This is a genomic window from Stenotrophomonas sp. ZAC14A_NAIMI4_1 (assembly GCF_003086915.1).
Lineage (GTDB): Bacteria > Pseudomonadota > Gammaproteobacteria > Xanthomonadales > Xanthomonadaceae > Stenotrophomonas.
The window spans coordinates 1,835,726-1,854,272 of record NZ_CP026002.1; the positions used below are offsets into that span (position 1 = coordinate 1,835,726).

At 67.9% G+C, this 18,547-nt stretch carries 16 protein-coding genes; 6 read left to right on the plus strand and 10 right to left on the minus strand.

Annotation, left to right across the window (positions count from 1 at the left end; translation table 11 throughout):
- Nucleotides 1-118 precede the first annotated feature (118 nt).
- Nucleotides 119-1,015 (minus strand): DMT family transporter, encoded by an 897-nt coding sequence (locus C1926_RS08480; protein WP_108758875.1) that lies wholly within the window; start codon nt 1,013-1,015, stop codon nt 119-121.
- A gap of 91 nt (nt 1,016-1,106) precedes the next feature.
- Between C1926_RS08480 and C1926_RS08485 the strand changes: the two genes are divergently transcribed.
- The gene (locus C1926_RS08485) at nt 1,107-1,589 is read left to right on the plus strand and encodes a YajQ family cyclic di-GMP-binding protein (protein ID WP_108747403.1); all 483 of its coding nucleotides are present in this window, start codon (nt 1,107-1,109) and stop codon (nt 1,587-1,589) included.
- Nucleotides 1,590-1,749: 160 nt separating this feature from the next.
- Here the strand turns inward: C1926_RS08485 and C1926_RS08490 are convergent, their stop codons facing one another.
- The 3 genes from C1926_RS08490 to C1926_RS08500 form a co-directional block, all read right to left on the minus strand.
- Complete coding sequence (locus C1926_RS08490) at nt 1,750-2,853, minus strand: helix-turn-helix domain-containing protein (protein ID WP_254057386.1); 1,104 nt, start codon at nt 2,851-2,853, stop codon at nt 1,750-1,752.
- A gap of 175 nt (nt 2,854-3,028) precedes the next feature.
- The gene (locus tag C1926_RS08495; protein WP_108758877.1) at nt 3,029-4,156 is read right to left on the minus strand and encodes an NAD(P)-dependent alcohol dehydrogenase; all 1,128 of its coding nucleotides are present in this window, start codon (nt 4,154-4,156) and stop codon (nt 3,029-3,031) included.
- A gap of 17 nt (nt 4,157-4,173) precedes the next feature.
- A complete protein-coding gene (locus tag C1926_RS08500) occupies nt 4,174-5,640 on the minus strand; it encodes a benzaldehyde dehydrogenase (protein WP_108758878.1) in 1,467 nt (488 codons plus the stop codon).
- Between the two features lie 195 nt (nt 5,641-5,835).
- Here C1926_RS08500 and C1926_RS08505 point away from each other — a divergent pair, with 195 nt between their 5' ends.
- Nucleotides 5,836-6,402, plus strand: coding sequence for a DUF1415 domain-containing protein (locus C1926_RS08505; protein WP_079223466.1), 567 nt, complete (start codon nt 5,836-5,838; stop codon nt 6,400-6,402).
- Nucleotides 6,399-7,202, plus strand: coding sequence for an SDR family oxidoreductase (locus tag C1926_RS08510; protein WP_108758879.1), 804 nt, complete (start codon nt 6,399-6,401; stop codon nt 7,200-7,202). Before C1926_RS08505 ends, C1926_RS08510 begins: the two co-directional genes overlap by 4 nt.
- Before the next feature lie 270 nt (nt 7,203-7,472).
- Here the strand turns inward: C1926_RS08510 and C1926_RS08515 are convergent, their stop codons facing one another.
- Nucleotides 7,473-9,503, minus strand: coding sequence for a M3 family metallopeptidase (locus C1926_RS08515; protein WP_108758880.1), 2,031 nt, complete (start codon nt 9,501-9,503; stop codon nt 7,473-7,475).
- 227 nt (nt 9,504-9,730) lie between these two features.
- Between C1926_RS08515 and C1926_RS08520 the strand changes: the two genes are divergently transcribed.
- Nucleotides 9,731-10,135 carry a hypothetical protein gene (locus tag C1926_RS08520; RefSeq protein ID WP_079223472.1) on the plus strand — a complete coding sequence of 135 codons (405 nt, stop codon included), beginning with the start codon at nt 9,731-9,733 and terminating at the stop codon, nt 10,133-10,135.
- 170 nt (nt 10,136-10,305) lie between these two features.
- Here C1926_RS08520 and C1926_RS08525 read toward each other — a convergent pair whose 3' ends face one another.
- A complete protein-coding gene (locus tag C1926_RS08525; protein WP_108758881.1) occupies nt 10,306-11,418 on the minus strand; it encodes a PLP-dependent cysteine synthase family protein in 1,113 nt (370 codons plus the stop codon).
- 125 nt (nt 11,419-11,543) lie between these two features.
- On the opposite strand from C1926_RS08525, the gene gloA reads away from it, so the two are divergent.
- Together gloA and C1926_RS08535 are read left to right on the plus strand one after the other, a co-directional pair.
- A complete protein-coding gene (gene gloA, locus C1926_RS08530) occupies nt 11,544-12,062 on the plus strand; it encodes a lactoylglutathione lyase (RefSeq protein WP_079223476.1) in 519 nt (172 codons plus the stop codon).
- A gap of 71 nt (nt 12,063-12,133) precedes the next feature.
- Nucleotides 12,134-12,562, plus strand: a complete 429-nt coding sequence (locus C1926_RS08535) for a VOC family protein (RefSeq protein WP_108758882.1) — start codon at nt 12,134-12,136, stop codon at nt 12,560-12,562.
- Nucleotides 12,563-12,677: 115 nt separating this feature from the next.
- Here C1926_RS08535 and C1926_RS08540 read toward each other — a convergent pair whose 3' ends face one another.
- The 4 genes from C1926_RS08540 to yddG all read right to left on the minus strand — a co-directional run bounded on the left by C1926_RS08540 (nt 12,678) and on the right by yddG (nt 18,379).
- Nucleotides 12,678-13,109 (minus strand): CBS domain-containing protein, encoded by a 432-nt coding sequence (locus C1926_RS08540; RefSeq protein ID WP_079223479.1) that lies wholly within the window; start codon nt 13,107-13,109, stop codon nt 12,678-12,680.
- A 365-nt stretch (nt 13,110-13,474) separates the two neighbouring features.
- Complete coding sequence (locus C1926_RS08545; protein WP_159095052.1) at nt 13,475-14,434, minus strand: pectinesterase family protein; 960 nt, start codon at nt 14,432-14,434, stop codon at nt 13,475-13,477.
- Between the two features lie 71 nt (nt 14,435-14,505).
- Nucleotides 14,506-17,250: a TonB-dependent receptor gene (locus C1926_RS08550; RefSeq protein WP_108758884.1), complete on the minus strand. Its 2,745-nt coding sequence runs from the start codon at nt 17,248-17,250 to the stop codon at nt 14,506-14,508.
- A 178-nt stretch (nt 17,251-17,428) separates the two neighbouring features.
- Nucleotides 17,429-18,379: an aromatic amino acid DMT transporter YddG gene (gene yddG, locus C1926_RS08555; protein WP_108758885.1), complete on the minus strand. Its 951-nt coding sequence runs from the start codon at nt 18,377-18,379 to the stop codon at nt 17,429-17,431.
- Between the last annotated feature and the right edge of the window lie 168 nt (nt 18,380-18,547).

Here is an 18,547-nt window from a genome sequence, read left to right on the forward strand (position 1 = left end):
TATTCCTTTTGGTTCTAAGTAGCGTGCAGCGGGGATGACGGTGTGGGTCAGAGCCCCTGCGGGGATCTGACCCCGGGGTCGGATCCCCGCAGGGGCTCTGACCCCATCCCGGTCAAGCTCAGGGGTGGTCCAGCGGCTTCGGCGGCTGCACCCGGTTCAGGCGCTCGCGGTGCAGCAGGTACAGGCCCGAGGCCACGATGATGGCTGCGCCGGCCCAGGTGTAGCCATCGGGCAGCTGGCCCCAGAAGGCCAGATCCCAGCCGATCACCCAGACCAGGCCGCTGTATTCCAGCGGCGCGATCATCGACGCCTCGCCCAGTTGGAAGGCACGGGTCAGGGCGATCTGCCCGAGCGCACCGGCCAGGCCCATGCCGGCGATCAGCGGCGCATGGGCCAGCTGCAGCGGCACCCAGCCCGGCAATGCCAGCAGACCGGCCCCGATGGCCATGATGACCAGGAACCAGACCACCATCGACTGCGAGGTATCGGTGCGGGTGAGCAGGCTGACGGTGATCGCGGCGATGGCATAGGCCGTGGCGGCCGCCAGCACCATCAGGCCGGGGATGGAGATGAAACCATCCACGCCCGGCCGCAGCACCACGATCACCCCCAGCAGGCCGACGCCGATGGCCACCCAGCGGCGCGGCCCGACGCGCTCGCCCAGCAGCGGCACCGACAGGGCGGCGATCAGCAGCGGGGCTACGAAGTAGATGCTGTAGGCGGTGGATAGCGGCAGATCGCGCAGGGCGAACACGAAGCAACCGATCATCGCCATGCCGAGGCCACCGCGCAGCAGGTGCAGGCCCCACCGGCGGGGAATGAGCGAACGCGGGCCGGCGCTGGCCAGCACCCAGACCAGCACGAAGGGCAGCGAGGCGGCGCCACGCAGGAAAGTGACTTCCAGCGACGGATAGCTGGCCGACAGCTGTTTCATGCCGGCGTCCATCAGCGAGAAGCAGGCCACGGCGGCGACCATCCAGGTCACTGCGCGAGAGGGGGAGCGTTGCGCGTTCATGGCCCATTATCGCCGACCGCGTGCCCGGCCGGGCGCCGGTCATGGGCGCCGCGATAGAATGGCGGCCACTGAATTCCGCGGAGCCACGCCCATGCCTTCCTTCGACGTCGTGTCTGAAGTCGACACCCACGAACTGACCAACGCCATCGACCAGGCCAACCGCGAACTGGCCACCCGCTTCGACTTCAAGGGTGTGGAAGCCAAGTTCGAGCGCGAGGGCGATGTCATCAACCAGACTGCGCCGACCGAGTTCCAGCTCAAGCAGATGAACGACATCCTGCGCGCCCGCCTGGCTGCGCGCGGCATCGACGTGCTGAGCCTGGAGTTCGGCGACATCGAGACCAACCTGGCCCAGGCCCGGCAGAAGATCACCGTCAAGCAGGGCATCGAGCAGAAGATCGCCAAGAAGATCGCTGCTGCGCTGAAGGAAGCCAAGCTGAAGGTCGAAAGCCAGATCAACGGCGACAAGCTGCGCGTGCAGGGCAAGAAGCGCGACGACCTGCAGGACGCCATCGCCGTGCTGAAGGCCGGCAAGTTCGAGCTGCCGCTGCAGTTCAACAACTTCCGCGATTGATGGATGCCGCCTGGCGTGGCCCGGCGCTACCCGGGGGATCGCGCGATTGATGACCCGCCGCCGGGCATGGCCCGGCGCTACCGGGATGGCGCGCGATGGATGACCCGGCGCGCCCCGGGCCGCCGCGGTAGCGCCGGGCATGGCCCGGCGGACTGCCGGGTCAATCGCGCAGCAGCTTGTACAGCGTGGTGCGCGAAATACCCAACTGGCGGGCGGCCAGGCTGAGATTGCCTTCGGCCGCCTGCGCCGCACGCCGTGCGGCTTGGCGCTGCTGCTGGCGCAGTGGCACGTCGGCCACGGCTACCGGTGCCGCTGCCCGGGCGCGCGGTGCACGCGGTGCACGCGGTGCACGCGGTGCCCGCAGGTGCTGCAGGTAGACCGCACTGCCCTCGCCCAGCCGCACCCGATGCGCCGGCCCGGGCTGCAGCAGGCGACGGCGCTGCGCCGCACTGGCGCCGGCAAACACCGCCTGCATCGACAGCAGCGGCAACGGCCCACGGCGCGGCAGGCCCAGCAGGCGCCGCGCCACCCGGTTGGCCGCCCGCAGCTGCCCATCGTCCTGCACCGCCAGCAGCCCCTGCAGGGGCGTGGCCAGCCAGCGCGGATCGTGCTGCACGGCCAGCAGGTGCACATCGGCCAGGCCCTGGAACAGCCGGTTCTCGCTGGCCAGCGCGGCCTGCCGGAAGTAGCCCTGCAGCAGCGCCGGATCACGCTCGCCCAGCCCGGTGATGTCGATCGCCCCGCAGACCTGGCCATCGAGGTCATGCAGCGGCTCGCTCAGGCAGAACACCGGTGCGAAGCGCTGCAGGTAATGTTCGTTGCCGCGCACCAGCGCCGGCACATCGTCGGCCAGGCTGACCGCCGGCGCAGTGGTGCCGATCTCGGCCTCACCCAACCGCCGCCCGACCTGGATCGGCCGCAGCAGCGGCGCATCTTCCAGGCCATGCGCCTGCTGCGCGATGACCAGGCCCTCGCGGTTGGCGCAGAACATCGTCCACCCACGGCCACCGAAGGCGGCCCACAGCTGTTCCAGCTCGGGCTGCACGCAGCGCGCAAGCCGCCGGTCTTCGGGATCGCTCAGGCGCAGGCCATCGCCCTGCAGCGGCGGGTAGTAAGGCTCCTGCCCCGGCTGCACGCCGGCCGCGCGTGAACGCTGCCAGGAATGCTGCAGCGGCAGCGGCAACACCGCCAGGGACTGCACATCGCCTTCCGCGAACGCAGCGCGCGCGGCGACCAGCTGTTGTTGCCCGACTGTCGTGGCCATCATGGAAGCAGAGTACACCCGCGCACTGCACGGGCGCGCAGCCGTGCCGACCAACGGTCGGCACCCACCAACTGCAGCCGTGCCGACCAACGGTCGGCACCCACCAACTGCAGTGCCGACCAACGGTCGGCACCTACCAACAGCGTTGCCGGCCAGCGGCCGGCACTACCGGGGGCTATGCGGCGATCCGCAGGATCGGCTTCAGGGTGATGCCGCGCGTGCTGTCCTCGGCCGCCTGGTTGATCTGCTCCAGCGGATAGAACTTCACCAGCTTGTCGAACGGGAACCGGCCCTGCAGGAACAGCGTCACCAGCTGCGGGATGAACACCTGCGGCACGCTGTCACCTTCGACGATGCCGCGGATGCTGCGCCCGCCCAGCAGCAGGTTGTTCACATCGAAACTGGCCGTGGTGCCCAGCTTCGGCGCACCCACCACGCCCATCATGCCCAGCCCGCCCAGCGCCTCGATGCCGGCCGACAACACCTCCGGGCGACCGGTGGATTCCAGCGCGAAGTCCGCACCGCCACCGGTGATCGCACGCACCGCTTCCACCACATCGGTTTCGCGGCTGTTGACCACGTGCGTCGCGCCCAGTTCCAGCGCCAGCTCCAGGCGCGACGGCACCACGTCGATGGCGATGATGGTGGTGGCGCCGGCCACCTTGGCCGCCATCACCGCACTCAGGCCCACCGCGCCGGCACCGTAGCTGGCGAAGCTGCTGCCCGAGCGCACCTTCAGCGAATTGAGCACCGCCCCGGCACCGGTCTGGATGCCGCAGCCCAGCGGGCCCAGCAGTTCCAGCGGTGCATCGTCGGGCACCTTGATCGCGTTGATCTCACGCGCGAGGGCGAAGGTGGCGAACGAGGACTGCGCGAAGAAGTGATCGTGCAGCGGCTGGCCCTGTGCATCGGTGATGGCGGTATGGCCGTGGCCATCGTCGCCACCGAAGTTGAGCCCGAAGAAATCCTTGCAGTAGGCACCGTGGCCACCGCGGCAGGGATTGCAGTGGCCGCAGGCGCCGTAGGTCAGCACCACGTGGTCGCCCACCTTCAGGTCGCGCACGTTCGGGCCCACGGCTTCGACGATGCCGGCGCCTTCATGGCCGAGCACCGCCGGCAGCGGCACGGGGTAGTACTGGTCGCGCACGATCAGATCGGTATGGCACAGGCCGGTGGCCACCACCTTCACCAGCACCTCGTCGTCCTGCGGGCCGCGCAGCTGCGCCTGCTCGATGACGAAGGGCTGTTCCTTGCCGCGGACCACGGCGGCGGTGATCTCACGCGTTGCGGTGTTGTCGTTCATCGTGATGGTTCCTTCGATCAGATCGGATAGGCGGGCGCTTCGCCCTTGACGGTCAGCCACTGCCACTGGGTGAACTCTTCCCAGTTCGCCGGGCCGCCGATGCTGGTGCCGTTGCCGGATGCACCAACGCCGCCGAAGGGATTGATCACTTCGTCGTTCACCGTCTGGTCGTTGATGTGCAGCAGGCCGGTGCGCAGGCGCTCGCCCAGCTTCAGCGCGCGGCCGACGTTGCTGGACACGATCGCCATCGACAGGCCGTACTCGCTGTCGTTGGCCAGCTGCACGGCCTGGTCGTCATCATCGAACGGCACCACCACCGCTACCGGCGCGAAGATCTCTTCGTTGAACGCCGGGTTGTCAGCGGCCACGTTGCCGAGCACGGTGGGCGCGAAGAACAGGTCCTGGTGGGTGCCGCCGGCTTCCAGCGTGGCACCGGCCTTCACCGCATCGGCCACCACGCGGGCGGCATGGTCACGCTGGGTGGCATTGATCAGCGGGCCGATCGCCACGTCTTCGCGTGCCGGGTCGCCCACCTTCAGCGACTTCGCCTTGGCCACCAGCTTTTCCAGGAACGCGGCATGGATCTTCCTGTGCACCAGCACGCGGCCGGTGGCCATGCAGATCTGGCCCTGGTGCAGGTACACGCCCCAGGCGGTATTGGCCACGGCCAGGTCGAGGTCGGCATCGTCGAGGATGATCAGCGAATTCTTGCCACCCAGTTCCAGCGAGACCTTCTTCAGGTGCTTGCCGGCCGCTTCGCCCACCTTGCGGCCTGCGGCGGTGGAACCGGTGAACTGGATCATCGCCACGTGCGGGTCGCTGGTCAGCGCGGCACCGGCGGCGCCATCGCCGGGCAGCATGTGCAGCAGGCCGGCCGGCAGCCCGGCCTGTTCAAACAGGCGCGCGATGACCGCACCGCCGCAGACCGCCGTGCGCGGATCCGGCTTGAGCACCACGGCATTGCCCAGTGCAATGGCCGGCGCCACCGCACGCATGGCCAGGTACAGCGGGAAATTGAACGGCGAAATGACCCCGACCACGCCCAGCGGGCGGCGGCGGGCCAGGTTCAGCCGGCCCGGTTCGGACGGCAGGATTTCGCCGGTGCTGCGCGAAGGGAGTGCGGCAGCTTCGTGCAGCGCCTTGATGGTCACCTTGGCCTCGAAGCCGGCCTTGAGGCGGGTCGAGCCACTTTCGCGCACCAGCCATTCCACCAGGGTGTCGATGTTGTCTTCGGCCAGTCGCGCAGCCTGGCGCAGCACCTGGGCGCGCTGTTCGTACGGGGCGGCCGCCCAGGCCTGCTGGGCCTGCGCCGCAGCGGCGGCCGAGGTGGCGACCTGGGCGGCGTCGGCCAGGCCGACCTCGCCGAGGGTCTGGCCGGTGGCCGGCTCGATCACCGGCTGGCGCTGGGTGGCGGCCTGCCACTGGCCGTCGAAGAAGGCGCCGGACCAGAGTTCGTCCGGCAGCCACGGGGAAGATGCAGTCATGGGGTGTCCTCCTGTGTCGTGCGTCCATTGCACGCCTGGCCCGCCGCGCAGGCAATCGGCCATCGGTGCGATATCGGCAAGCGCTTGAATGGATGGGACTTTCCAGCATCGCCACTGTCCAGTGCGTGGACAGTGAACGCCGCGACGCCGGGCGACTGCCTACAATGGCGGCCCCCGCCAGCCGAAGCGCCCGCCATGACCGACACCGCCCTGCCCACCGACGACCCGATCGCCGCCACCCGCCTGTGGCTGGAGCGGATCGTGATCGGTCTGAACCTGTGCCCGTTCGCCAAGGCGGTGTACGTGAAGGACCAGGTGCGCTTCGTGCTCAGCGACGCCACCACGCCCGAAGCGCTGGTGGAACAGCTGGCCGAGGAACTGGTGCTGCTGCGCGATACCCCGGCCGAGCAGATCGACACCACGCTGATCGTGCACCCGCAGGTGCTGACCGATTTCCTCGACTACAACGATTTCCTGGACAACGCCGACGCCGCCATCGAGGCGCTGGACCTGCAGGGCATCCTGCAGGTGGCCAGCTTCCATCCGGATTACCAGTTCGATGGCGTGGCCGCCGACGATGCCAGCAACTACACCAACCGCGCGCCCTTCCCCACCCTGCACCTGCTGCGCGAGGAAAGCGTGGAGCGCGCCGTGGACGCCTTCCCGGACCCGGACGTGATCGTCGAGCGCAACATCCAGACCCTGGACCGCATCGGCGTGGCCGGCTGGCACCGTCGCCTGCGCGGCGAAGACCTGTCATGAGCGCGGCCCCGCCCATCGCCGCGTGGCCGGCGGCACCGCTGCAGGGCATGGTGGTGCTGATCACCGGCGGTGCCAACGGCATCGGTCGTGGCATCGCCCAGGCCGTGCTGGGCGCCGGTGGCCGCGTGCTCATCGGCGATCTGGACGTGGAAGCAGGCCAGGCCTGCCTGGACGAATGGCAGCGTGGCGACGATGCCGCGTTCCAGCGCCTGGACATCGCCGACGAAGCCAGCGTGCGCGCCTTCATCGACGCGGCGCAGCAGCGTTTCGGCCGCATCGATGGCCTGGTCAACAACGCCGGCATCGCTGGCCCGCACGGCACCGTGCTGCAGGACATGGAATGGGACGAGTGGCAGCGGCGACTGTCCTCGCTGCATGGCGCCTTCCTGTGCAGCAAGCACGCGCTGCCCGCGCTGAAAGCCAGTGCCGCTGGTTCGATCATCAACGTGGCCTCCACCCGCGCCTGGCAGTCCGAAGCGAACAGCGAAGCCTATGCTGCGGCCAAGGGCGGGCTGGTGGCCTTCACCCATGCGTTGGCGATCAGCGTTGGCCCCGCGGTGCGGGTGAACAGCATCAGCCCCGGCTGGATCGGCACCACGGCCTGGCAGGCGCCCTCGCGCCGGCGTGCACCGGATTATTCGGCCACCGACCACGGCCAGCACCCGGTCGGTCGCGTGGGCGAACCCGAGGACATCGGCGCACTGGCGGTGTACCTGCTGTCGTCGCTGTCCGGCTTCAGCACCGGCCAGGATTTCATCGTCGACGGCGGCATGACCCGGAAGATGATCTACGCCGAATGACCGCTGTGCGGTAGTGCCGGCCGCTGGCCGGCACGTGCGTGGATGGCGGCGACGTGCCAACCAAGGCAGGTTCCAGTAGATCCACGCCATGCGTGGATGACGCCAGCGCGGTTACGCCATGCCCGAATGCCGCAACAACGCATCGATCTGCGGCGCGCGCCCGCGGTCGGTAGTGCCGGCCGCTGGCCGGCACGTGCGTGGTTGGCGGCGACATGCCAACCAAGGCAGGTTCCAGTAGATCCACGCCATGCGTGGATGACGCCAGCGCGTTTACGCCATGCCCGAATGCCGCAGCAACGCATCGATCTGCGGCGCGCGCCCGCGGAACGCCTTGAAATTCTCGGCCGCCGGGCGGCTGCCACCACGCGAGAGGATCTCGTCGCGGAAGCGCGCACCGGTTTCGGCCAAGGCCTGCGGCGCTTCTTCAAACGCCGCATAGGCATCGGCGCTGAGCACCTCGGCCCACTTGTAGCTGTAGTAACCGGCCGCGTAACCACCCGCAAAGATGTGGCTGAACTGGTGCGGGAAGCGATTCCAGGCCGGCGGATGGTTCACCGCCACTTCGCCACGCACGCGGTCCAGCAGCGCCAGCACGCTGTCCTGCGCCGGTTCGAACTGGCTGTGCACCAGCATGTCGAACAGGCCGAATTCCAGCTGGCGCACGGTCGCCATGCCACTGTGGAAGTTGCGCGCGGCCAGCATGCGCTCGTACAGCGCGCGCGGCAGCGGTTCGCCCGTGTCCACGTGCGCGGTCATGCCCTGCAGGTGGTCCCATTCCCAGCAGAAGTTTTCCATGAACTGGCTGGGCAGCTCCACCGCATCCCATTCCACGCCGTTGATGCCGGCCACGCCCAGTTCGCCAATGCGGGTCAGCAACTGGTGCAGGCCATGGCCCATTTCATGGAACAGGGTGGTCACTTCGTTGTGGCTGAAGGTGGCCGGCTTGCCGTTGGCACCACGGCCGAAGTTGCACACCAGGTAGACCAGCGGCGTCTGCACGCTGCCATCGGCGCGCGCGCGGCGGTTGCGGCAATCATCCATCCATGCGCCACCGCGCTTGCCTTCGCGCGCGTACAGATCCAGATAGAACTGGCCGACCAGCGCGCCCTGCGCATCGACCAGGCGGAAGAAACGCACGTCCTCGTGCCACACCGGCGCGCTGTCGTCCTGCACGCGCAGGCCATACAGCTGCTCGATCACCGAGAACAGGCCGCCCAGCACCTTCGGCTCGGTGAAGTACTGCTTCACTTCCTGTTCGGAATAGCTGTAACGCGCCTGCTTCAGGCGGTCGGCGGCGAACGCCAGGTCCCAGGCTTGCAGGCTGTCGATGCCCAGCTGCTCCCGGGCGAACTGTTCCAGCTCGGCGCGGTCCTTGCCCGCGAACGGCTTGGCACGGGTGGCCAGGTCACGCAGGAAGGCCAGCACTTCGGCCGGGTCCTGCGCCATCTTGGTGGCCACCGAGTAATCCGCGTACGAGGCAAACCCCAGCAGTGCGGCCAGTTCCGCGCGCAGGGCGAGGATGCGGTCGATGTTGCCGCCGTTGTCCAGCGCCTCGTCGCCAAATTCAGATGCACGCTGCGCGCTGGCGCGGTACAGGATCTCGCGCAGGTCACGGTCTTCGCCCCAGGTCTGCACGGGCAGGTAGCAGGGCATCTGCAGGGTCAGCTTCCAGCCGGTCTTGCCGTCTTTTTCGGCGGCGGCACGCGCAGCCGCCTTGACGTCGTCCGGCACGCCGGCAAGGCGCGCTTCGTCTTCCACGATCAGCGACCAGGCATCGGTGGCGTCGAGCACGTTCTGCGAGAACTTCGCCGACAGCGCCGACAGCTCCTCCTTGATCGCAGCGAAGCGCTGCTGCGCGTCGGCGTCCAGTTCGGCACCGCCCAGGCGGAAATCACGCAGGGTGTTGTCCAGCACTTTGCGCCGGGCCTGGTCGAAGCCGGCCGCTTCCGGGCTGGCGGCCAGTGCCTGGTACTGGCGGTACAGCGCCAGGTTCTGGCCCAGCGCGCTGGCGAAGCGGGTGACCCGCGGCAGGTTGCTGTTGTAGGCCTCGCGCAGTTCGGGGGTGTTGACCACGCCCTGCAGGTGGCCGACCAGGCCCCAGGCGCGCCACAGGCGTTCGGTGGCATCGTCCAGCGGGGTCACGAAGGTGTCCCAGCGGACCGGCTGCACCTGCTCGGCGGCGCTGACGGCGGCTTCGGCCTCGGCCAGCAGCACATCCAGCGCCGGCCCCACGTGCTCGGGGCGGATCGCCTCGAAGCGCGGCAGGCCGGAAGCATCGAGCAAGGGGTTGGCAGCGGTCACGGCAGGTCTCCAGGTTACGGGCCCGGCAGGCGGGCAGCCCTGTCGATATGGCGCTGGCGGGGCCGCCAGACAAGGGGGAGGGAGAGGTTACGGGCGCTTCCAGTAGATCCACGCCATGCGTGGATGGAGCTTTCCAGGGAGCCCGGCATTCACGTCGGCCTTACGGGCCCGCGCCGAAGCTGGCGGTGCGGGGGAGACCGCAGCGGTACGTCACGAGGAGGCCCCACATGGAAGGTCTGGCTCCAAGCACCACCGCCTCATCCGCCCGTTCGCTGGCCTTGACGGCCACCACGGACGAGCTGTCATGGATCGCCGCGCTGTGCGATGCCGGTGACGATGCGCCGCGCCACCTGGCCCAGCTGAAAGCCCTGCAACGCCAGGGCGGCCGGCTCAGCGAAACGCAGGAATGGTATCCGTTCGAAGTGATCGAACGCGGTGCCAGCCGCCTGCAGCCCGGGCACGAGCGCGAGTTCGTGATCTGCGTGCTGCTGTGGCTGAAAGCGCTGGCCCAGGGCCGCGCCAGCGTGCTGGACCCGCACCTGCACCAGGACGACCGCGCGATGGACATCGAGGCGTTGCCCGACGCACTGCGCGACATCCTGCTGGATGCCTACATGGATGCGGGGTACTGAGCGCCGAGGGGCCTGTGACCGGTGACCGGTGACCGGTGACCGGTGACCGGTGACCGGTAGAGTCGACTGTTAGTCGACTATCGCGTGCAACGCGGGATTTTCGCGGTCTGAGCAGAGAGCAGTCGACTAACAGTCGACTCTACCGGTCGAGGCTCGTGCAGCCAGACGCGTTACAACGCTTCCAGGCTGCACCACGGCAGCGCGGGCAGGCCCTGCCCGGCCACGGCTGCGGCCAGCTGTGCGTCGGCACCGTCCACGTCGATGCCCTGCCGGCCATACCACGCCGGGTCGTAATAACTGTGCGCGTAGCGCTCGCCGGCATCACACAGGATGCTGACGATGCTGCCCTGGTGGCCGGCCTCGCGCATCCACTGCGCCGCCTGCAGCACGCCGATGAAATTGGTGCCGGTGGAACCACCGACACGGCGGCCGATCTGGCGGCTGACATGGCGCATCGCCGCCAGGCTGAGTGCATCGGGCACCTTCACCATCGCATCGACGCTGGTCGGGATGAAGCTCGATTCCACCCGCGGCCGGCCGATCCCTTCCACCCGCGAACCGCCGCTGCAGGTCAGCCCGCGCCAGTCCGGCTCGCCCGCCACGGCGGCCTGGTAGCCGTCGAAGAACACCGACACTTCCGGGTCCGCGCAGAGGATGCGCGTGTCGTGCCGGCGGTAGCTGACGTAACGGCCGAGCGTGGCCGCGGTGCCACCGGTGCCGGGGCTGCACACGATCCACTCCGGGATCGGGCTCGGCTCCTCGGCCATCTGCTTGAAGATGGACTCGGCGATGTTGTTGTTGGCGCGCCAGTCGGTGGCCCGCTCGGCGTAGGTGAACTGGTCCATGAAGTGGCCGCCGGTCTCGCGGGCCAGCCGTTCCGAATCGCAGTTGAGGTCGCAGGCGCGCTCGACCAGGTGGCAACGGCCGCCATGGAACTCGATCGCGGCGATCTTCTCCGGCGAAGTCGTGGCCGGCATCACCGCAATGAACGGCAGGCCCAGCAGGCGCGCGAAGTAGGCTTCGGACACCGCGGTCGAGCCGCTGGACGCCTCGATCACCGGCCGCCCCTCGCGCAGCCAGCCATTGGCCAGCGCATACAGGAACAGCGAGCGTGCCAGCCGGTGCTTCAGGCTGCCGGTGGGGTGGCTCGATTCATCCTTGAGGTACACGTCGATGCCATCGAACCCGGGCAGCGCCAGCGGGATCAGGTGGGTATCGGCGGAACGGTTGAAATCGGCTTCGATCTTGCGGATGGCGGCGGCCACCCATTCACGCTGCGACATGGCGGGCAATCGTTGTCAGGACGGAACGGTGCGATCCGTCCATTGTACGTCGCAGTGCCGTCAGGTGGCGGCCGGTAGAATGGCCCCATCCGGCCAACACGGCCCTGTCTGAAGGACTTTCCCCCATGACCCTTCCCGCCCTGCGCGATATCCCCGGCGTGGCTGCCCAGGCCCCGGCCGAAACCCACGGCTTCGTGTTCAACCACACCATGCTGCGGGTCAAGGACATCACCGCCTCGCTGGACTTCTACACCCGCGTGCTCGGCTACCAGCTGATCGACAAGCGTGATTTCGCCGAAGCCCAGTTCAGCCTGTACTTCCTGGCCTACGTGCCGGCCGGCGTGGCCGTGCCCGAGGACGATGCCACCCGCCGCGTGTGGATGGCCGGCCTGCCGGGCGTGCTGGAGCTGACCCACAACCACGGCACCGAGACCCAGGACGGCCCGGTCTACCACGACGGCAACAGCGACCCGCGCGGCTTCGGCCACATCTGCGTGTCGGTGCCGGAACTGGAAGCGGCCTGCCAGCGCTTCGAAGACCTGGGCGTGCCGTTCCAGAAGCGCCTGACCGACGGCCGCATGAAGAACATCGCCTTCATCAAGGACCCGGACGGTTACTGGGTCGAGATCATCGCCAACGCCTGACCGGCCGCGCCAGGCGCTCGCCGGGCACGGCCCGGCGCTACCACAGCGGTCCCCTTCTTGTAGAGGTACGCATGGAAACGATGGAACTGCATCGCGGGCGCCTGATCGATCATCTGCAGCTGGTGGTGCGCGACCTGGCCGCCAGCCGCCGCTTCTACCAGGCGGTGTTCGACAGCATCGGCATTCCCATTGCCGGTGAAGGCCCGGACTATTTCTGGGCCGACGAACTGTTCATTTCCACCGCCAGCAGCGAAGCCGCCGCCGGCCAGCTGACCGGCCGCCACCACCTGGCCTTCCAGGCCCGCGACGCGGCCACGGTCGATGCCTTCCACACCGCCGCCCTGGCCGCTGGCGGCACCGACAACGGCGCGCCGGGCGAACGCTCCTACCACCCGGGCTACTACGGCGCCTTCGTGCTCGACCCGGACGGCAACAACATCGAAGTGGTCTACCACGGCCCGGCCACGTACAGCGCGGATTCGGTGAAGGTCAGCTTCTGATTCCAGCGCTGCGCGCTCGCCGGGCGTGGCCCGGCGCTACCCACCAGGGCATGGCCCGGGGCCAACAACGAAGAAGCCGGGCAGTGCCCGGCTTCGTTCGTCCTGCGTGGCTGCCTCAGTGGGCCGCCATGTAGATGTCCTGCAGCACGGCTTTTTCCAGCTCCAGCTCGCCCAGCACGTTCTTCACGATATCGCCCAGGCTGAGGATGCCGATCAGGCGGTTGCCATCGGTGACCATCAGGTGGCGACGGCGCGAGTAGGTCATCAGGGACATGGCCTGCTTCAGCGTGGCCTCCGGCGCGATGCCTTCCAGGCCGGTGGTCGGCACGGTGGAAATCACCCGGCGGCCGGCCTGCGGGCCGTCGTCGGCCAGGCTGCGCACGATGTCCTTCTCGGAGATGATGCCGACCGGCACCTCGTCCTTCATCACCACCAGGGCAGCGATTTTATTCGCGCTCATCTTGTGGGCGGCGGCACCGATGGTGTCTTCCGAATCGATGGTGATGACAGCTTCTTTCTTGGATTGCAGGAGTTCGCGGACGTTCATTCTTGTTTCCTGGTGCAGGTCACTGAAGTCAAAAAAGTGTGCTCTTCCGAATCGCCCCCTCCCCGGGAACAGACCTTTCAGCGCACGTCTGGCGCACGGGGTGGCCGCAGGACTGCATCGGCCAGCACGGTGCTGCAACGCGAACGAGGCCGGTGAAGGGCAACCCGCAGGGGCCTCGGACGATTCGATTCTACGACTGCCCTGCCCGGCCACTACCGGCACCGATGGGACGCTTCGTCGTGGAACTTGTCGACGATTCCGAGAATCGCACCCGCGGCAAAACCGGCGCTGAATACAGCGCTTTCAAGCCGCTCAAGTTCGCCGCCGCGCGGCCGACGCACGCGCAACCGCCTGACCGTGCAAAGTCAGGGGAACGGTCGCCAGCTGCCGAGCACCGCGTCGGTGGTGTACTGCGCAGCCTCGTCACCGGACAGGTGATGCGACCACGCCACGCGTTCTTCCGGTGAGGCACCGGCACCGACGCTGCCGAATTCGCCGTAATAGGTGGTACGTTCGGCATCGGGCTTGTCCCAGTTGTGCCACCCGGCCTGCACGATGTGCGGGCCCAGGTTGGACTGCAGGAACACCGTGCGCGCGAACGGCCGCCACGGCCGGCCCAGGTAGGCGGTACCCGCACCTTCGCCACGCAGCAGCGCGCGGCGGAACACGTAGCCGAAGCGCTGCCCTTCCGGCGTGGACGCCGCGGTGACCCAGCCCAGCTTGCCCTTGGACACGATCGTGCAGTCATCGAACAGCGCGATGGCCGCACCGAAGATGAAATCCACCGTGCCTTCGATGTAGCAATCCTTGAAGTGCAGCACGCTGCCTTCGTGCGTGTACAGCGTGTCCTGGTTGCCGAGCAGGCGCACGTTGCGGAAGCCGCCGCGTGGGGGTGCGGCATACAGTGCCAGTGCCTGGCCGACGTTGCCGGCGGTGTTCTCGATGGTCAGGTCTTCGGCGATGAATTCATCGCCATACACGTACACCGTGGCCGAGCCACTGGTGCGCATCGCCTTGCCGGTGGCCGGGTCGACCAGATCGGCGTAGTTGTTCCAGCTGAGGATGGACGCGCCTGCGCCGGCGCCGCGCAACGTCACCCGGGTCTTTTCCTTCGGCACCTTCACCACGCCGCGATACAGCCCTTCACGCAGCACGATGGTCTGCCGCGTACGGTTGCCATCGGGGACTGCATCAATAGCCGCCTGCACGCTGCGGTAGTCACCGCTGCCATCGACGGCAACCACCCAGTCGCGCGCAGCGGCCGGCAGTGCGGCGAGCATCAGCAGGCCGGCCAGGGGAAGGAAAAACAGGCGTGTGTGCGGCATGCGGCGTCCTGCAGGCAAGAGGAGCAACGTGCGGCCGGCGCCGTGTGCCGGCCGCGATCGAGAGGCAACCATCAGAACTTGTAGCGCAGGCCGAGCAGGAATTCACGGCCGGTCTGGGTATAGGTCAGCGGCAGCTTCCACGCCGTGGTCCCTACCCACTCGTTGCTGGTTTCATTGGTCAGGTTGATGCCTTCCAGGCTGACTTCCAGATGGTCGTCGATCTTCCAGCTGATCGAGGCATCCAGCGTGTCAACCGCATCCATGCCGTGGAAGCTGAAGCCCTGCACGCTGGCGGGCACCTGGGTGTAATAGCCGTCGCGGTGGGTATAGGACACGCGCGCGCCCAGCTTCTCGCCTTCGTAGAACAGCGTGCTGTTGTACGAATTCTTCGACAGCCCGGTCAGGTCGGTCTTCAGCGAGGCCGCACCGGTGGAGGTGAGGTACTGGATCTGCGAATCGACCCAGGTGTAGTTCAGCTGTAGGCCCAGGTTGCTCCAGCGTCCCGGCAGGAAGCTGAAGGGCTGCACGTAGTTGAACTCGGCACCCTTGAGGTCACCACCGGGCGTGTTCAACGGACGGGTGAAAGTGAAGTCCTCGTTCGGCGACACGCCGGTACCGTCGAGCAGGCTGGCCGGCAGGCCACTGGCACTGAACGGCATGACCGTGCTGGTGCCCTGCACGAAGCTCTCGATGTCCTTGTGGAACAGGGCCAGGCCGAGCAGGCCGCCTTCCTGGAAGTACCACTCCACGCCCAGGTCCAACGTGCGTGCGCGGATCGGGTCCAGGTTCGGATTGCCGCCGTTGACGTAGCGATGGCCACTGGACAGGCTCAGGGTCGTGCCCGGGGTCAGGGAGGACAGGCCCGGGCGTGCCATCACCTTGGCCGCACCAAAGCGCAGCATCAGGTCCGGCGCCAGCTCGGCCACCAGGTTCAGCGACGGCAGCGTATCGGTGTAATCGCGCGAGACATGGGTCAGCACCATCGCGCCGTCCACCGTGGAATAACCGGTGGAGGATTGGCTGGTCTTCACCCGGCGCACGCCCACGTTGCCCGACACCGGCACGCTGCCGATATCGAAGCCGAACTCTCCCATCAGCCACGCACCGCGGTCACGTTCTTCCACGTTGCGGCGGGTCGCGTTGCGCTCATACAGCTGGTAGATGCCCTGCCCACTGTAGATGCCCAACAGCTGTGACAGCGCGGCCAGATCCGGCACAGCCCAGGCATCGGGCGAACCGGCCACGCCGCCCAGGCGGGCGATGTCCACCAGCGCCGCCGGCACGGTGTAGCTGCCATCGGCAAAGGTCGGCACCACGGTTTCGCTCTGCCGGCGGTACTCGCTGGTGTCGAACTTATAGTCCTTGGCGAGCAGGCCGCCGCGCAGGGTGAACGACGGGCCGAAGTTCCAGGTGAAATCCAGCGCACCGTTGTCGAAGCTGTTGCTGGCGTACTGCGGGCGCAGGCGCACTTCGGCCAGGGTCCAGCCATTGGCGTCAGTGGGGTCGATACCGTAGTTGAAGGTCGGGTGGGTGACGCTGTCGCGGAAGTCGTAGCTGTAGCCGGACACGTTGGACTTGTCCATGATCAGCGTAGTCTGCACCGGGTTGGCGTGCTTCGAGCTGGAATGGCCAGCCAGCAGGTTGACCTTGAACGCATCACTGAAGCGGTGCTCGCCACTCAGCGAGACCTGCTTGAAGGCGGTGTTCCACTCGTCGCGGCGCTGTTCGGAGCGCACGCCGGCACCATCGAACAGGCCGTACAGCAGCGCGCCGGAGGACGGGTCGATGTAGCCGTCGCGCAGCACCATGTTCTGCTTCTGCGCCGAGTAGGCAAACGAGATCGCCTCGATGTACTTCTCGCTGCGCACGGTATCGATCTTTGAATACAGCGCATCCAGCGCGAACTCGGTGTTGTCGGTCGGCTTCCACTGCAGCGATGCGGTCACGCCCAGGCGCTTCTGGTCGTGTTCCAGCAGCGTGTACCGCGGGAAATACGGGTGCCACACGCCATCGGCCAGACCGGCGGTGAACGGCGAGCTGGGGCTGAAGCCACCGTTGCTGCTGGCGCTGTACCAGCGGCCGGTGTTGCTGCCTTCCTCGCGCACGCGCCGTTCGGAATAGGCCACCGACAGCAGGCCACCAAAGCGCCCGTCGGCCCAGGTATCGGCGATCAGCGCGGCCGCACGCGGGCTGGCCTTCTCGGCAAGATCATTGAAGCTGCCCTGCCCGCTGGCCGCGAAGGTGAAGCCGTCGTAGTCGAACGGGCGCGCGGTGCGCAGGTCCACGGTCGCGCCCAGCGAGCCCTCTTCCACGTCGGCCGAGGCGGTCTTGCGCACGATCAGCTGCGAGAACAGGTCCGAGGCGAACACGTTGAAGTCGAAGCCACGGCTGCGGTTGGTGCCGCCGGACTGGTCCGAGCCGCCCACCGTCGTCAGCGCCTCCAGGCCGTTGATGCGTACACGGGTGAAATCCGGCCCGAGCCCGCGTACGGAAATGTTGCGGCCTTCGCCGGCATCGCGGGTGATGGTCACGCCGGGGATGCGCTGCAGCGATTCGGCCAGATTCAGATCGGGGAAGTTGGCGATGTCCTCGGCCACGATCGCATCGACCATGCCCTTTTCAGAGCGCTTGATGTCCAGCGCCTTCTCCACGCTGGCGCGGTAGCCGGTTACCGTCACCGCATCCAGTTCGGTGGGGTTGGCCGCCGCAGCGTCCTGGGCGGTGGCCGGGCCGGCCAGCGCCAGCAGCACGGCGCTGGCCAGCGCGCTGGCGGCAAAGGTAACCGGTGTCTTTTTTAGATTCAGCCTGTGCGTCATGAAAATCCCTTGCAATCACTGCTACTGGCGGTCGAGGGTGCCGGGCAACCGATGACACCGGGGGACACGAAACGTAGCAGCGTCGTCGGATGGACACATCATGCGGTGCAGCAAGGTAGCGGCAGGCACCCGCAAGTGCCCTCCCACAAAGGGAAGTCGAGCCTCGCCAAGCGGAGGATCAGACTGTATGTGCGGCCGGCGGTGCCGGCGGCGGCAGCGGCCGCGCGCGGGTGGCCCACCAGCACAGCAGCGAACCGGCGGTGACGCAGGCCACGCCCTGCGCGAAGCCCATGCCCGGCTGCAGCGACAGCCACACGCTGCTCCACAGCACCGACAGCACCGGCGCGAAGTAGGAGAAGATCGCCATCGAGGTGACGTTGCCGTGCTGCAGGCCATGGTTCCAGCACGAGTAGGCGGTGGCGGTCAGCAGGCCGAACACTGCCACCTGGGCCAGGCCGCCCCAGTGCAGGTGCAGCGGCGGCGCATCGCCCAGCGCGTACTTCAGCCACAGCACCACGGCGGTGGCGACCATGAACAACGGCACCGCATTGCGCGAGCCACCGATGCGCTTGGTCACCACCGAATAGGTGGCCCACATGCACGAGGCCGCCAGCGCCAGCGCGTACGCCAGCGGGTTGCTGCGCAGGTTGGCCAGCAGCATCGCCGGCGACCACGCGCCTTCGCCGGTGATGACCAGCACCACGCCCAGCAGGCACAGCACGGTGGCCGGCAGCAGCAGCCAGTTGCCGCGCTGCATGCGGGTGAGCACGGTCAGCAGCACCGTCAGGCAGGGCCACAGGTAATTGATCATCACCAGTTCCAGCGCCTGCCCACGGTGGTGGGCCATGCCGATGGACAGCGACAGCGAGATCTCGGTGCCGATGAACAACGCGCCGCCGATCAGCAGGTAGCGTCGCGGCAGATGCGAGGGGCGCGGCACGCCCAGGATGAGCGCCGAAAACACCGCGGCAGCGGTGAAGACCAACGCGGCGCCACCGACCGCACCGAAGATCTCGGTGATCGTGCGCAGCATGCCCAGGACCGGGCTCCACAGCAGCACGGCGCTGGCGCCGATGAGGGTGGGAAGATGGGGTGACGCGGAGGCGCGCAGGGCGCGGAAGCCGTACATGGGGGCGACGACAACTAAGGGCGTTTCGGTTGAAAGGCACGCGCAGCGATGCGCCCGGCCCCGACAGCGGGACAGGCAGGTCATGCGGACGCGTGGGTCCTGGGGAGTGCGCTGGTCCGTAGCGACGTCCCCGGAACGCCCCGGCACTGTGCGTTGCAGGGGGGTACG

Coding starts and splice junctions, on each gene's coding strand:
- C1926_RS08510 (WP_108758879.1), top strand. CDS start 6,399: ATGAGCGCGGCCCCGCCCATCGCCGCGTGGCCGGCGGCACCGCTGCAG.
- C1926_RS08535 (WP_108758882.1), top strand. CDS start 12,134: ATGGAAACGATGGAACTGCATCGCGGGCGCCTGATCGATCATCTGCAG.
- yddG (WP_108758885.1), bottom strand. CDS start 18,379: ATGTACGGCTTCCGCGCCCTGCGCGCCTCCGCGTCACCCCATCTTCCC.
- C1926_RS08520 (WP_079223472.1), top strand. CDS start 9,731: ATGGAAGGTCTGGCTCCAAGCACCACCGCCTCATCCGCCCGTTCGCTG.
- C1926_RS08540 (WP_079223479.1), bottom strand. CDS start 13,109: ATGAACGTCCGCGAACTCCTGCAATCCAAGAAAGAAGCTGTCATCACC.
- C1926_RS08480 (WP_108758875.1), bottom strand. CDS start 1,015: ATGAACGCGCAACGCTCCCCCTCTCGCGCAGTGACCTGGATGGTCGCC.
- C1926_RS08500 (WP_108758878.1), bottom strand. CDS start 5,640: ATGACTGCATCTTCCCCGTGGCTGCCGGACGAACTCTGGTCCGGCGCC.
- C1926_RS08525 (WP_108758881.1), bottom strand. CDS start 11,418: ATGTCGCAGCGTGAATGGGTGGCCGCCGCCATCCGCAAGATCGAAGCC.
- C1926_RS08505 (WP_079223466.1), top strand. CDS start 5,836: ATGACCGACACCGCCCTGCCCACCGACGACCCGATCGCCGCCACCCGC.
- C1926_RS08490 (WP_254057386.1), bottom strand. CDS start 2,853: ATGGCCACGACAGTCGGGCAACAACAGCTGGTCGCCGCGCGCGCTGCG.
- C1926_RS08550 (WP_108758884.1), bottom strand. CDS start 17,250: ATGACGCACAGGCTGAATCTAAAAAAGACACCGGTTACCTTTGCCGCC.
- C1926_RS08485 (WP_108747403.1), top strand. CDS start 1,107: ATGCCTTCCTTCGACGTCGTGTCTGAAGTCGACACCCACGAACTGACC.
- C1926_RS08545 (WP_159095052.1), bottom strand. CDS start 14,434: ATGCCGCACACACGCCTGTTTTTCCTTCCCCTGGCCGGCCTGCTGATG.
- gloA (WP_079223476.1), top strand. CDS start 11,544: ATGACCCTTCCCGCCCTGCGCGATATCCCCGGCGTGGCTGCCCAGGCC.
- C1926_RS08495 (WP_108758877.1), bottom strand. CDS start 4,156: ATGAACGACAACACCGCAACGCGTGAGATCACCGCCGCCGTGGTCCGC.